Source organism: Gordoniibacillus kamchatkensis (assembly GCF_000829455.1).
In the GTDB taxonomy this organism is placed as follows: Bacteria; Bacillota; Bacilli; order Paenibacillales; family NBRC-103111; genus Gordoniibacillus; species Gordoniibacillus kamchatkensis.
Genome location: NZ_JXAK01000071.1, coordinates 16,058 through 29,186 on the forward strand (window position 1 = coordinate 16,058; position 13,129 = coordinate 29,186).

Below are 13,129 nucleotides of genomic sequence, written 5' to 3' on the forward strand. Positions count from 1 at the left end.
AAGGAACATCATGATCACGAATACGAAGTGCGAATGCGGGCACCAGAACCCGGTCGGCACTGTGCTGTGCGAATCGTGCGGCAAGCCGATAGAGGACGACGGCTCGGCGGCGACGCTGGAAATGCGCTACGACGGGGTCGCCAGACGTTCGCAGAAGCAAAATCCGACGTGGCTGGACCGCATCTGGAACTTCTTCTCGTCGGTCAAAATCGCCGTATGGCTTATTATCATCACACTGCTTGGCGCCGCCCTCGGCACGATTTACCCGCAGGAAACGACGTTCCTGAACCTGGATCCGGCCGTGTATTACAAGCAGACGTACGGGACGCTCGGCGACATTTATTACCGGCTCGGGTTGTCGCGTACGTACAGCTCGTGGTGGTTTATCGCCCTCCTGTTCATGATCGGCACATCGCTCGTCATCTGCTCGCTGGACAGGGTGCTGCCGCTGTACCGGGCTTTGTCCAAGCAGCAGCTGCGCAAGCACCACAGCTTCTTGCTGCGGCAGCGCGTAGCGTTTGACGGTGTCGTTCCGGAACAGCAGGACGAAGCGTCCTGGCTGGGCGGGATGGCACAAACGCTGCGGAAAAGAGGCTACCGCATCCACGTCGGCGAAGACGGGGGCGCCATGCTGGCCGAGAAGCACCGGTTCAGTCGTTGGGGGCCGTACATTAACCATATCGGCCTGATCATATTTCTGCTCGGGGTGCTGATGCGCAGCATTCCCGGCTGGAGTATGGACCAGTACGTCGGTTTCGTGGAAGGGCAGCCGACGCGCATTCCGAATACCGATTACTGGCTCTTGAACGAAAAGTTTTCCGTCGATTTTTACAAGCAGGACGAAATGACGCCGGAGTTTGGCGCCCGCGACCGGATCGTGCCGAAGCTGTATGCGACCGACGCCGTCCTGTACCGCTGCACGGCGGATTGCGCGGGGCCGCAGCCGAAGCTGAGCGAAGTGCACCGGCAGCGCATCGAAGTGAACAAGCCGCTCGACTACAAAGGCCTCAAGGCGTACCAGTTCGATTACCGCGAAACGCCGATGATTTTATCTTTGAAGCCCAGCCTGAAGAACAGGCAAACCGGAGAGGTATACGGCTCGTTCGAGCTGTCGATGACGAAGCCGGCCGACACGTACCGCGTCGGTCCGTACACGCTGAAAGTGAAAGGGTTTTATCCGGATTTCGGCCTTGACGACAAAGGGCTGCCGATGACGAAGTCCAACGACCCGAAAGCTCCGGCGTTCATTTTCCAGGTGACGGGGCCGGGGCTTCCGGCAGGCGGCGCGCCTTATTTATACTTCGCCCGGCAAATCGACAAGGCGCAGTTCCACGAGCAGGAGATTAACGGTGCGCTGGGCCAGCAGTTCGACATTTCGGTCGGCTCGATGCAAGACGTCAAAATCGCTTCCTATACGAGCTACCTCAATATCCGCGTCGATACGGCGATGCCCTACATTTGGACGGGCGCGGCCATTTCCATGATCGGGCTCATTATGGGCTTTTACTGGCAGCACCGGCGCATCTGGCTGCGCATCGACGGCAGGCGCCTCGCCATTGGCGCGCATACGAACAAAAACTGGTACGGGCTGCGTGCCGATCTTGCCGGCGCTTTAGGCAAGAACGGCATCGCCGTAGCGCCCAAGTCGCTTGAAACAAGGGGGAATCGCGCTTGAATCTGGGATCGCTTAGCAGTACAAGCTTGCTCATCGCGTTTATTATATACAACGTTTCCTTCCTCGTGTTCGTGCTGGCGCTGGCGGGCAAACGGTGGAGCGGCCGCGATCCGGAAGCGCACCAGCGGCGCTGGGGCAAGGCCGGCTTCGCGCTCGCCGTCATCGGCTTCGCCGCCCAGCTCGTCTATTTCTTTACGCGTTGGGCCGAGGGAGGCCACATCCCGACAAGCAACATGTACGAGTTCATGACGTTCCTCAGCATGATGGTCATATGCGCTTTTCTTATCGTATACCTCATCTACCGGACGCCGGTGCTCGGCATGTTCGCCATGCCTGTCGGGATTATTATCGTCGCTTACGCTTCCGTGTTTCCGAGCGAGGTGCAGCCGCTCATCCCGGCGCTGCAAAGCTACTGGCTCAAAATTCACGTGACGACGGCGGCGACCGGCGAAGCGTTTTTCGCGGTCGGCTTCGCCGGCGGGCTCATGTACTTGCTGCGCACTGTCGACTACCAATCGGACGCCGCTGCGGCGCGCAAGGAGCGGCGCGGCGTCGAATGCACGCTGTTTGTAATCGTGACGTTGATCGCTTTCGTCAGCGCTGTCTTCGGCTTTAACGCGGCCGGCTACAAAGCGCAGTTCGCGCAGCAGACGCTCGTCACCGACAAATCCGGGGCGCAGCAGCAAGTGACGCAGAAGGTCGACTACGTGCTGCCGCCGATTTTTGCGCCGAACGGGGCGGAAACGGTGCAAATGACGCCGTTCCTCGGCATGTCGAAGCCGCTGTTCGAAGCGCCGTCGTGGATGGAAGGGGCGAACGCGGGGCGCAAGCTGAACACCGTCGTCTGGTCGCTGCTCGGCGGAGTCGTGCTGTACGGCGTGCTCCGCCTCATCGCCCGGAAGCCGCTCGGCGCCGCCATTTCGCCGCTGCTGCAAGGAATGGACCCGGACGATCTCGATGAGATCGGTTACCGGGCGATTGCGATCGGCTATCCGATCTTCACGCTTGGGGCGCTCATTTTCGCCATGATTTGGGCGCAGGAGGCGTGGGGGCGCTTCTGGGGCTGGGACCCGAAGGAAGTGTGGGCGCTCATCACGTGGCTCTTTTACGCGGCGTTCCTGCATTTGCGCTTATCGCGCGGCTGGCTTGGCAAAAGGTCGGCGTGGCTGTCGGTCATCGGCTTTCTTATCGTCATGTTTACGCTTGTCGGCGTAAATCTCGTCATCGCCGGCTTGCATTCCTATGCGGGGGTGTGATTCGAAATGGAACCTAAATCGAACATTTTGGTCGTGGACGACGAAGAGCGCATCCGGCGGCTCCTCAGGATGTATCTCGAGAAAGAAGCTACGCCATAGACGAGGCGGAGGACGGCGAGTCCGCGCTTCGCCTCGCGATGGAAAAAGACTACGATCTCGTCATGCTCGATCTGATGCTGCCGGGCATGGACGGCATCGAAGTGTGCTCGCGGCTGCGCCAGGCGAAGGCGACGCCGGTCATTATGCTGACCGCGCGGGGCGAGGAGACGAACCGGGTGCAAGGGTTCGAGGTCGGTGCCGACGACTACGTCGTCAAGCCGTTTTCGCCGCGCGAAGTCATTTATCGCGTCAAGGCGATTTTGCGCCGCTCGTCGGCGACGGCCTTTTTGCACAAGGACGTCAGCTCGAGCAACAACATCGTGTTCCCGAATCTTGTCATCGAGCATGACGCGCACCGAGTCACGGCTGCCGGGCAAGAGGTCGCGCTCACGCCGAAGGAATACGAGCTGCTGCACTATCTTGCCGTCTCGCCGGACAAAGTGTTTTCGCGCGAGGAGCTGCTTAAGGACGTCTGGAACTACGAGTTTTTCGGCGATTTGCGCACTGTCGATACGCACGTGAAGCGGCTGCGGGAGAAGCTCAACAAGGTGTCGCCGGAGGCGGCCGCCATGATTACGACCGTCTGGGGCGTCGGTTACAAGCTTGAGGTGCCGAAGTAACGTGATCATATTTCGTACTGTCGTCGGTAAGCTATGGCTCACGATCATCGGCCTCGTAGCGGTCGTTCTGTTGATCTTGGGCCTTTTTCTCAATCAATATTTGACCGCCTATTTCGCCCAGGCGCAAGACCAGAAGCCGAACTTGTACAAGCTCGCGGACAAAATAGCGGCCGAAGCGGCGCGCCACATTGGCAACGACACGTTTTACGAGCTGGCGAACGAGATGCTCAGCTTCGAGGACGCGCGCATGATCGTCGTCACTCCCGATCTCGAGGAGAAGCTGGTCGCCTCGCCGCAAGCGGCGGACGACGGGCTGGCGATGTTCCGGGCCAGCGACTTCTTCACTCCGGAGCAGCTCCGGTCCGTCGTGGCGGGAAAGCGGCTTGACCGCAATTTGCCGTCGACCGGAGACGGCATATTGAACCGAGGCTCCGCCTACCTGGCTGTCGCGTCCCGCTTCGCGGCAGCAGCGGTGCAGCGCTCGGCGCCATGGTGTTGTACCAGTCGCTGCGCTCGCTGGAAGACACGCAATTTTATGTGATGCGGCTGTTCGCTTACGTCTCGTTCATCGGCTTTCTGATGACGACGTTTTTCGCGTTCTTTTTGTTCTCGCGCATTACGAGGCCGCTCAATCAGCTGAACAAAGCGGCGGAGCTCATTGCCCGCGGCGAATACGGCTCGCGGGTGCCGATCATGTCAAGCGACGAGATCGGCGAGCTGGCGCGTACGTTCAACCGGATGGGCGATCAGCTGCTGGAGACGATTCAAGCGCTGCATAACGAGAAGGAGCATTTGACAAGCGTGCTCGGCAGTATGACGGACGCGGTCATCACGCTCGACGTAGGCGGCAATGTGATCTTGGCCAACCCGCAAGGGGAGCGGCTCGTGCGCGAATGGAGCGCGATTCAATGGTCGGCTTTGCCGGGCGAATCGGTGCCGCCGGCGGCGCGCAGCCTGAAAATTCCGGAGCCGCTGCAGCCGCTGTTCGAGACGGTCGTTACGGGCGCGCAGGAAAATGTAGCCAAGCTGCACGTGCAGAACGGCGTCTGGTCCGTCGTCATGACGCCCCTCTATTCGTGGGAAGGGGTGCGCGGTGCAGTTGCCGTGCTGCGCGACGTTACGGAGGAGCACCGCCTCGACAAGCTCCGCAAAGATTTCGTCGCCAACGTCTCGCACGAGCTGCGCACTCCGCTCTCGATGCTGCAAGGGTACAGCGAAGCGCTGCTGGACGACATCGCCGCGACACCGGAGGAGCGCAAGGAGCTGGCGCAAGTCATTTACGACGAGTCGCTGCGCATGGGCCGGCTCGTCCGCGATTTGCTCGATTTGGCGCGAATGGAGGCAGGCCATCTCGAAATGAACTTCCGCCACGTCGACGTATCGGGGCTCGTGAAGCGGATGCACCGCAAATTTGCGGCGCTGGCGAAAGAGCAGGGAGTGCAGCTCAGCACCCTGCTGCCGGACACGCCGCTCGAGCTGCCGCATGCTGACGAAGACCGGCTCGAGCAAGTGCTGACGAATTTGCTCGACAACGCCTTCCGCCATACGCCGGGCGGGGCGTCGATCCGCATTCGCGCCGAGCGCTCGTCGATCCCCGGCACCGGCCCGGCCGTAATGCTCGAGGTCGAGGACGAAGGGCAGGGCATCCCCGCGGAGGATGTCCCGTACGTGTTCGAACGGTTTTACAAAGCCGACAAGGCGCGGACGCGCGGCACGTCGGGAGGAACCGGACTAGGTCTCGCCATCGTGAAAAACATTGTGGACGCTCACCAAGGGACGGTTTCCGTGCGCAGCGCTCCCGGGCACGGGACGACATTTTCCATCCGCATTCCCGTTTAACCGCAAAGCCAAAACAGGGCGTTTCGTGCCGCATCCGGCAAGAAACGCCCTGTTTTTGTTGAAAACGGAAAGGGAATGTTGCTCCCCGTGAAACAATCAGACGGTGAATTCGCGCACACCGACAATTTCCGGCAGCTTGGTCAATTCGCCCAGCACTTCTTTCGGCGCCGGTTTATCGATGGTGAGCACCATGATCGCCGAACCGCCGACGACTTTGCGTCCGACCTGCATCGTGGCGATGTTGACGCCGTTATCGCCGAGCAGCGTTCCGACGCGGCCGATAATGCCCGGCTTGTCGTTGTGCGAGATGAGCAGCGTATTGCCTTCCGGCGCGAAGTCGACGGGGTACTGGTCGATCTGGACGATGCGCTCGCCGTAACCGGCCAGCAGCGTGCCGGCGGCTACGCGCTCCTCGGCTTTCGTTTTGAGCGTTACGGTGATCAGGTTCGTGAACGATTTGACCGCCGTTGCCTTCTGGATGACGATGTTCACTTCGCGCGACTTGGCGAGATGCATCGCGTTTACGATATTGACGCCCTCCAGCCGGTTGCCGAGCACGCCTTGCACGATGTAGCGGGTGAGCGGGGTCGTATCGACGTCGACGAGCTCGCCGGCGTAGTTTACGACGATTTCGCGGATCGCGCCTTCCGTAATTTGGCCGAGGAACCGGCCGAGCTTCTCGCTGAGCCGGAAATACGGCTGCAGCTTGCTGAGCACGTTCGCCGGAACGGCCGGCATGTTGACGGCGTTTTTGAACGGCTGGTCGCGCAAAATGTGCAGCACTTCCTCGGAGACGTCGATAGCGACGTTCTCTTGCGCTTCCACGGTAGAAGCGCCGAGGTGCGGCGTCACGATGATGCGCGGGTTGTTCAGAAACGGATGGTCCGGCTGCGGCGGCTCTTCCTCGAACACGTCGAACGCCGCGCCCGCGACGATGCCTTGGTTAACCGCGTCCACGAGCGCAAGCTCGTCGACGATGCCGCCCCGCGCGCAGTTAATGATGCGGACGCCTTTCTTCATCATGGCGAATTGGGCAGGCCCGATAATGTGGCGCGTTTCCGGCGTAAGCGGAGTATGGACGGTAATGAAGTCGGCTTGCTGTGCGATTTCGTTCACGGTGGCCAGCTTGACGCCGATTTTTTCGGCGCGTTCTTCGGTCAGGAACGGGTCGTAGCCGAGCACGTCCATGCCGAACGCTTTGGCGCGCTTCGCCACTTCGCTTCCGATCCGGCCCATGCCGATGACGCCGAGCACTTTGTTGCGAAGTTCCACGCCGACGAACGTCTTGCGGTCCCATTCGCCGCCGACCGTTTTTTTGTACGCTTGCGGTATGGAACGGGCGACCGACATCATCATCGCGAAGGTATGCTCGCAAGTGGCGATCGTGTTGCCGTCCGGCGCGTTAATGACGACGATGCCGCGCTTCGTGGCCGCTTCCAGGTCGATGTTGTCGACGCCGACGCCGGCGCGGCCGACGACCTTAAGCCGGTCGCCCGCGTTCATAATGCGCTCGGTTACCTTCGTTTGGCTGCGCACGAGCAAGGCGTCGTATTCGCCGATGATGGCCACAAGCTCGTCCTCGGACAGTCCCGGCCTCTTGTCCACCTGCACATCCGGCGCGTCGTACAGCAGCTGAATGCCTTGATCGCTGATCGGATCCGATACTAACACTTTAAACATCGTTTCTCTCCTCCTCTGTATATAACAATCAAAAAAACTCCCGACCCCGGCTGCCAGCAGCCGCAGGGACGAGAGTTCGCTTCGTGGTACCACCCTTGCTTCACCGTCCGCTCGCGCGAATCGGCCTCATGGTCTTGTCAGACCAGGAACGATAACGGGTTCCTTCCGGCTAAGCCTACGATCGGTCCGCGTGGCCGATGTTCAGCAAAACAACTCTGGAGTGCTCCGCATACAGGAGGCTGCCGGTTTGCACCACCCACCGGCTCTCTGCAAGCCGCCTCGTATCCTTGGCTCCGTCAACGCTTTAGTGTACTGTAGGATTTGTTCCAATGTACCATGCATCGTGCGCGTCTGTCAATAGATATCGAACATTTTTCGCAAAAATGCGGTGAATGTTCGGATTTTGAAACTGTTTCCAGTAAAACGGCAGCGATGTTTTCATTTTACTGCAACGCTTGGCGGAAGTCCAATGCGTAGCGTAAGGCGGTCCGTTTCTGGTATTGTAAGCTTAAGCAACAGGAAAGGGGAATGGGCAATCATGCAGCACATCGATGCAGCCGGGTTCGTCAAGCTGCTGCAAAGCGAGGAAGGGAAGGAGCTGTGCGTCATCGACGTGCGGGAGCCGGAGGAATGGGACTATTACCATTTGGAAGAAGCGCGGCTCATGCCGATGAATACGATTCCCGCGCAGTTGGACGACATCCCGGACGACCGCGACGTCTATATCGTATGCGCCCACGGCGTGCGCAGCCAAATGGTGTGCGGCTTCCTGGAGCAGCAAGGGCGCCATAACGCGATCAACGTGATCGGCGGCATGGCAGCGGTGGCGGCGCAGCTCGGATTCCAATACGACTGATCCGCCCGGCGAAAACGCCGCGCTACCCGTGTTCGGGCAGCGCGGCGTTTTGTGGGGAATTATGTTGGCTCATAAATCGTTAGAGGAACACTGTTCCGTTATTGGCGGTATTTCCCGCTATTTCCCGAAATTAGCGGAACGCAGTTCCTTTATTTTCCGGGCAAACGAAGTAAACCTAAGTTTGAGGGAGTAATTTGGTGCTGATAGCGGAACGGGGTTCCGTTAAGTTGTAAGGATCATCGCTGATTTTCCTAAATAACGGAACTCTGTTCCTCTATGGGCTTGATGTGCAGGTGGATCAACATGTCAACCAACATTGCGTCGTTGATTCGTCTCAGCAACCATCTTGATGAGTTGGGTCAGAAGCGATTCATGCCGGTCGAGCCGTCCGTTTACCTTGCCCAGCTCGTCCAAAATCAAGTCCAGCTTTTTCTCGTCCATGCTAACTCTGCCTCCTCAAGTTTGTTCATAAAAGAACGGAATTTGCGGAAGCGTTTCGCCGCTGTAAAACTTTTGCTTACTGCGGATGAAGTCGCCGGAACGGACCGCGTCGGTGCCGACCAGCAGCTCGACGGCTTGCTGCACGCCCGTTACGTTCAGCTTCTTCGCTTCGCCGCTGGCGATGAACTCGTCCACCCGCACCGTCAAGTCTTGCGGCTTGAACGGCTTAAACCATTTCTGGCCCAGCATCATTGCCGCCAAATAATCGTTTTTGCTGTTTAACGAAAGCTGGCCCCAATCGGCGAGCGACAGCTTAGCGCCGGTATCGACGGGCTTGTAGCCGGCATCGATCGATTGATTCCACTTCACGATCGAATCGTAATAGTTTTTTTGCGCGGTAAGCGCGTAGTTGCGGGCGTCGATATAGTAGGCGTTGCTTCCGACAGCGGCGGCGAGCTCGTTTCCTTTCAAGGAGTTCGCCTTCGGAGTCAGATCGCTTAGCGCGTCGCCGAACAGCTTGAGCGCCTTCAAATAGTTTTGCTGCGCTTCGACAAGCAGCGGGGAAGTGGCCGGTACCGGCTTGTCTTGCAGCTTGCCGTACTGCGCCGACGCCACCTTGCCGAGCTCTTTCAGCTGCGCGGCCGCATCGACCGCCGCACCGCCGAGCTCAATGCCGCCCATCGTCTGGAACCATTTCTGCTCGAATTCCCTGTAAGGCGAATATATGGAATGGTAAAAGGACACCAGCACCTGCTGTTCATAAGCGCCGGGCTCTTTCGCCGCTTGTTTCGGAGCGAGCAGCTTCTCGTATTTCGTTTCCGCTTGCTGCTGACCGGTGCGGACGCCGAAGAAAAACGCCCCGAGCACGCAAACGAGCATCAAAATGAACATCATCGCAAACAAATAATCTGTACGATTCAGACGTTTTTCCATGAATAGGCTCCTTCTTGGATGATCTCCATTAAAGTATAGGGGATAAGCCTGCAAAAGGGAATATGTGCCGGCGGAGAGGAACGACATGAAACGCATCGACTGGAACCGCTTCAAGCTGAAGCAAGTTGACGTCGACAAGCTCGACGATCGAACGCTGCTGCTAAACTTGTACATCACTCAAGCCGTTACTATGATTATCGGCATTATCGTTTTATTATTTGAAAGGGTAAATCCGATCCGCCTTTTTCCGTTTGTCCATGTTCCCCGCATCGCATTATGGGCGCTCGTGTTCGCCGCCGCCGTGCTGCTGCTCGACGTGCTCGTCTCGCGCTGGGTGCCGAAAGACGTGCTTGACGACGGCGGCGTTAATGAAAAGCTGTTTGCGCGCCGCCCCTTATGGCACATAGCGCTTATGTCGCTCGTTGTAGCGTTGTGCGAGGAAACGCTGTTTCGCGGTGCCATTCAACATGCCTGGGGGGCTTATTGGACGAGCATTTTGTTTGCGGCGATTCATTTTCGCTATTTGCGGCACTGGCTTATGACCGGACTTGTGTTCAGCATCAGCTACGGCCTCGGCTGGATTTACGAGCAGACGGGGACGCTGTGGACGCCGGTGCTGGCGCATTTCGTCATCGATTTCGCTATGGGCTGCATCATCAGGTACGGCAAGGAGGATTAACGGTATGAACGACGGCGAACTAACGTCCGGGCCGCGCGGCGCTCACGCGCAGCAGGCGGACGATACGTACTTGCCGCCGCGCAAGACGGTGCACCCGTCCGAGAAAGGGGTATGGACGCGCCGGTTTTACGCCGCGCTGCTGTGGCTCTTCGTGACTCTGACTGCGGCACTGCTCATTTGGGGCTATCGCACGGGGGCCAGGTAATCGCCCCCGCCCCCGCAAATTGCCTAAGCTGCTGCGAAAAGGTATGATAGATTCATAGCTATCACCGATTCTAACCGCAGAGAGGTAGACGCCTATGAACATGTCGCGCACGATTCGCCGGCTGCCGCGCTGGTGGCTTTATGTCTGGTCGCCATGCTTTGCTTGCTCCCCGCGCCGAAAGCGCACGCTTTTTCCTATTACTATGAGACGTTTCCTAGCGGCAAGATCGGCCTTGCCCAACCCGAGATCGGGATGGCCGTCAAACAGACAGACAGCCAATTGGAGCCTTCGTCGTTTACGCTCTACGTAAACGGAAAAGAAGTAAAAGCAAGCTACAACAACAGTACGATGAGGTTCAGCTATACCCCCGAGCAAGAACTTGCCCCGGGTACTTACAAAGCAAGCATCATCATTCAATATCCGGGCTATTTGCCGCTGACGCAATCGTGGGAATTTACCGTTACCGACAATCCGATCGCCAAGCTGCCTGACAACTACAATGCCGACCAGCGCTCGGGCCTTGCCGCCATTAACGATTACCGCCTAATCTACGGCTTGCCGCCGCTGACCATGAACCCGCAGCTGGCGACCGCCGCGCAAAAGCACGCCGAATATTTGGACAAGAACAGCGTCGACGGCCAAACGGCATCGCTTCATGAAGAAAAAAGCTCGCTGCCGGGCTATATCGGAGCTACGTTGCGAGACCGGGCGCTGTATGTCGGTTACACCGGCAGTCTCGCCGAAGACGCATCCCTTACATACGGGACTGTCCAGGAGGCGATCGACAAGCTGTTCGACGCCCCGTATCACCGAAGTCCGTTTTTGGATCCGAATACGAAGACGCTCGGCATCGCCAAAGTTGGCCATTATACGGTTCTTGAATTCGGCAAGGATATATCGCAGCAGCCGCAGCTGATCGTCTCGCCTGCTGTAGGAGACGCTTACGTGCCGATTCAGTTCGACGGGCACGAATCCCCCGATCCGATCCGGATCCATTCGTCCGCCTCTTATCCGGTCGGCTACCCGCTGCTCGTCGCCGTAACCGGGGAGAACGTAGACAGGGTCAGCCTTCAAGAGGCGAAGCTGACCGACCCGCAAGGCAAAGAGATCGAACTATTGGCCAATACGCCGGCCACGGACGATCATCTTATTTACGAGGTCATTCTCCTTCCGAAGCAGCCGCTCGCGCTCGATACGTCCTATACGGCAAGCGTAAAGCTGACGGCATCTTTGACGGGCGGGGGCACAAAGTCGTTCGCAAAGCAGTGGACGTTCCACACCGAACCGTCGAACGGGCTTGGCAAGCGCAAGCTGCACGCCTACGCGGCCGATTACAAGCAAGCGATGACGGCCGGGGAAGGGGTGCGGCATATGGCGGCGTTCGGGCTGGACGGCTCGACCTATACGCTGGACAACGTCACGTTCCCGATGAAGGTGAAACCTTACATCGAGAACGGAACGTCGTATTTGTGGGTGCGCGATTTGGCCGCGGCGCTCGGCGCCGACATTGAATGGAACGATACCCTCAAGGCGGCGGTCTATAAGAAAAAAGGCCGCACCGTGACGCTGTACACGACGAAGCCGCAATACGACGTTAACGGCGTAATGCAATCGACGGATGCGCCCGCCAAGCTGGTAAACAATAACACGATGGTGCCGGTCCGCCTCCTGTCCGAGGCGCTCGGCGCCAAGATTGATTACGACAACGGGCTCCGCACCGTATACATCACATATCAATGAACAAAAAAGCTGTCTGCTCCGCATCGCGGGGCAGACAGCTTTTTTCGTGAACTGCAGTTTATTTCATCTCCAGCTCGATGGCGCGCGGGTCGACGAACGAATAGCCTTTTTCTTCCAGCTGGGTGAGCAGCTTGTCGAGCGCCTCGCACGTCCAGGGCAGCTCGTGCATCAAAATGTTGCTGCCGTTATGCAGCTGGTCGAGAACGTTTTTGACCACTTTGTCGGGATCGTTCTTCTTCATGGTCATGTCCCAGTCGAGCGAGCCGTTCGACCACGTCATGTACAGCATGCCTTCCTTTTTGACTTTCTCCCTCAAGTAATCGTTGCCGGAACCGAACGGCGGGCGGAAAAACTGCGGCTTTTTGCCGACCGTGTCCTGCATGATTTTGATCACGTCGTCGACTTGCTGGTCGATCTTCGCGCTGTTCTCTTTTTTCAAATCGATATGATCCCACGAATGATTGCCGATAATGCCGCCGCGCTGGTCGATCAGCTTGAGCAGTTCGGGGTGCGCCTTGATGCGGTAGCCGTTCATGAAGAAGATCGCCTTCGCCTTGTGCTTGTCAAGCGTATCGAGCAGCGAATCGATCATCTCTTTCTCTTTCGGTCCGTCGTCGAACGTGAGCAGCACGACCTTTTTGTTGCCGTTCGGATCGTTGGGGACGATATCGTAATTTTTGTTCATATGGTAATCTTTTTTGATTTCGGCATCCGCTTTGCTCGCTTCGGCCCCGGATTGTCCCGACACAGGCGTCGGCGCGGAAGTTTGAGCCCCGGCGGGAGCGGAAGGTACAGGCGCCGGCTGCGGCGATCCGCCGGGTGCCGGCGCGGCCGTTTGTCCGGAAGGAGCCGGAGCGGCTGGCGAAGTTGTTTTTGGCGCCGCGGCGTCAGGCTTGCCGGGAGCGGCTCCGCAGGCGGATACGAGAATGGCAGTGGCAGCGAGGGTGGCGAAAGCTTTTTTCATGGCGATGGCTCCTGTTCATACGTGGTCTGTCCTATATTGTAGCATAAGCGGCATACTTCCACGCGGGAAAAAAGTCCCCTTGTCAGGCGCCGGGACCCTCGCTTTTCCTGTTCGCGCGGCGTATGCGCGGGCAAGGCGGCGC

12 protein-coding genes and 1 pseudogene are annotated in these 13,129 nt (G+C 58.4%); 9 read left to right on the forward strand and 4 right to left on the reverse strand.

Annotation, left to right across the window (positions count from 1 at the left end; all coding sequences use genetic code 11):
- The first annotated feature begins 10 nt into the window (after positions 1-10).
- The 5 genes and pseudogenes from resB to SD70_RS27945 all read left to right on the forward strand — a co-directional run bounded on the left by resB (position 11) and on the right by SD70_RS27945 (position 5,489).
- The gene (resB, locus tag SD70_RS27930; RefSeq protein WP_041051679.1) at positions 11-1,675 is read left to right on the forward strand and encodes a cytochrome c biogenesis protein ResB; all 1,665 of its coding nucleotides are present in this window, start codon (positions 11-13) and stop codon (positions 1,673-1,675) included.
- Complete coding sequence (ccsA, locus tag SD70_RS27935) at positions 1,672-2,931, forward strand: cytochrome c biogenesis protein CcsA (protein ID WP_041051681.1); 1,260 nt, start codon at positions 1,672-1,674, stop codon at positions 2,929-2,931. Before resB ends, ccsA begins: the two co-directional genes overlap by 4 nt.
- A gap of 6 nt (positions 2,932-2,937) precedes the next feature.
- A pseudogene (locus SD70_RS27940) lies at positions 2,938-3,650 on the forward strand (response regulator transcription factor).
- 1 nt (position 3,651) lies between these two features.
- Positions 3,652-4,191 (forward strand): hypothetical protein, encoded by a 540-nt coding sequence (locus tag SD70_RS37235; RefSeq protein ID WP_197081206.1) that lies wholly within the window; start codon positions 3,652-3,654, stop codon positions 4,189-4,191.
- Positions 4,140-5,489 carry a HAMP domain-containing sensor histidine kinase gene (locus SD70_RS27945; RefSeq protein WP_197081207.1) on the forward strand — a complete coding sequence of 450 codons (1,350 nt, stop codon included), beginning with the start codon at positions 4,140-4,142 and terminating at the stop codon, positions 5,487-5,489. Before SD70_RS37235 ends, SD70_RS27945 begins: the two co-directional genes overlap by 52 nt.
- A 96-nt stretch (positions 5,490-5,585) precedes the next feature.
- On the opposite strand, the gene serA is transcribed toward SD70_RS27945, so the two are convergent.
- Positions 5,586-7,169: a phosphoglycerate dehydrogenase gene (gene serA, locus SD70_RS27950; protein WP_041051683.1), complete on the reverse strand. Its 1,584-nt coding sequence runs from the start codon at positions 7,167-7,169 to the stop codon at positions 5,586-5,588.
- A gap of 538 nt (positions 7,170-7,707) precedes the next feature.
- On the opposite strand from serA, the gene SD70_RS27955 reads away from it, so the two are divergent.
- Entirely contained in the window at positions 7,708-8,025 is a 318-nt protein-coding gene (locus SD70_RS27955) for a rhodanese-like domain-containing protein (protein ID WP_041051685.1), read from the forward strand.
- A gap of 306 nt (positions 8,026-8,331) precedes the next feature.
- Here SD70_RS27955 and SD70_RS39510 read toward each other — a convergent pair whose 3' ends face one another.
- Both SD70_RS39510 and SD70_RS27960 read right to left on the reverse strand, forming a co-directional pair.
- Positions 8,332-8,466: a hypothetical protein gene (locus SD70_RS39510; RefSeq protein ID WP_269432544.1), complete on the reverse strand. Its 135-nt coding sequence runs from the start codon at positions 8,464-8,466 to the stop codon at positions 8,332-8,334.
- A 15-nt stretch (positions 8,467-8,481) separates the two neighbouring features.
- On the reverse strand, positions 8,482-9,399 hold the full coding sequence (locus SD70_RS27960; protein ID WP_041051686.1) for a hypothetical protein: 918 nt from the start codon (positions 9,397-9,399) through the stop codon (positions 8,482-8,484).
- Positions 9,400-9,484: 85 nt separating this feature from the next.
- On the opposite strand from SD70_RS27960, the gene SD70_RS27965 reads away from it, so the two are divergent.
- From SD70_RS27965 to SD70_RS27975, 3 genes are all read left to right on the forward strand, one after another.
- A complete protein-coding gene (locus SD70_RS27965; protein WP_041051688.1) occupies positions 9,485-10,078 on the forward strand; it encodes a type II CAAX endopeptidase family protein in 594 nt (197 codons plus the stop codon).
- Positions 10,079-10,082: 4 nt separating this feature from the next.
- Positions 10,083-10,283, forward strand: a complete 201-nt coding sequence (locus tag SD70_RS27970; protein ID WP_041051689.1) for a hypothetical protein — start codon at positions 10,083-10,085, stop codon at positions 10,281-10,283.
- Between the two features lie 132 nt (positions 10,284-10,415).
- Positions 10,416-12,023, forward strand: a complete 1,608-nt coding sequence (locus tag SD70_RS27975) for a stalk domain-containing protein (protein ID WP_156158235.1) — start codon at positions 10,416-10,418, stop codon at positions 12,021-12,023.
- A 58-nt stretch (positions 12,024-12,081) separates the two neighbouring features.
- Here the strand turns inward: SD70_RS27975 and SD70_RS27980 are convergent, their stop codons facing one another.
- On the reverse strand, positions 12,082-12,987 hold the full coding sequence (locus SD70_RS27980) for a polysaccharide deacetylase family protein (RefSeq protein WP_041051691.1): 906 nt from the start codon (positions 12,985-12,987) through the stop codon (positions 12,082-12,084).
- Positions 12,988-13,129: the final 142 nt, after the last annotated feature.

Coding starts and splice junctions, on each gene's coding strand:
- serA (WP_041051683.1), bottom strand. CDS start 7,169: ATGTTTAAAGTGTTAGTATCGGATCCGATCAGCGATCAAGGCATTCAG.
- resB (WP_041051679.1), top strand. CDS start 11: ATGATCACGAATACGAAGTGCGAATGCGGGCACCAGAACCCGGTCGGC.
- SD70_RS27960 (WP_041051686.1), bottom strand. CDS start 9,399: ATGGAAAAACGTCTGAATCGTACAGATTATTTGTTTGCGATGATGTTC.
- SD70_RS27955 (WP_041051685.1), top strand. CDS start 7,708: ATGCAGCACATCGATGCAGCCGGGTTCGTCAAGCTGCTGCAAAGCGAG.
- SD70_RS27965 (WP_041051688.1), top strand. CDS start 9,485: ATGAAACGCATCGACTGGAACCGCTTCAAGCTGAAGCAAGTTGACGTC.
- SD70_RS27945 (WP_197081207.1), top strand. CDS start 4,140: ATGGTGTTGTACCAGTCGCTGCGCTCGCTGGAAGACACGCAATTTTAT.
- SD70_RS27970 (WP_041051689.1), top strand. CDS start 10,083: ATGAACGACGGCGAACTAACGTCCGGGCCGCGCGGCGCTCACGCGCAG.
- SD70_RS39510 (WP_269432544.1), bottom strand. CDS start 8,466: ATGGACGAGAAAAAGCTGGACTTGATTTTGGACGAGCTGGGCAAGGTA.
- SD70_RS27980 (WP_041051691.1), bottom strand. CDS start 12,987: ATGAAAAAAGCTTTCGCCACCCTCGCTGCCACTGCCATTCTCGTATCC.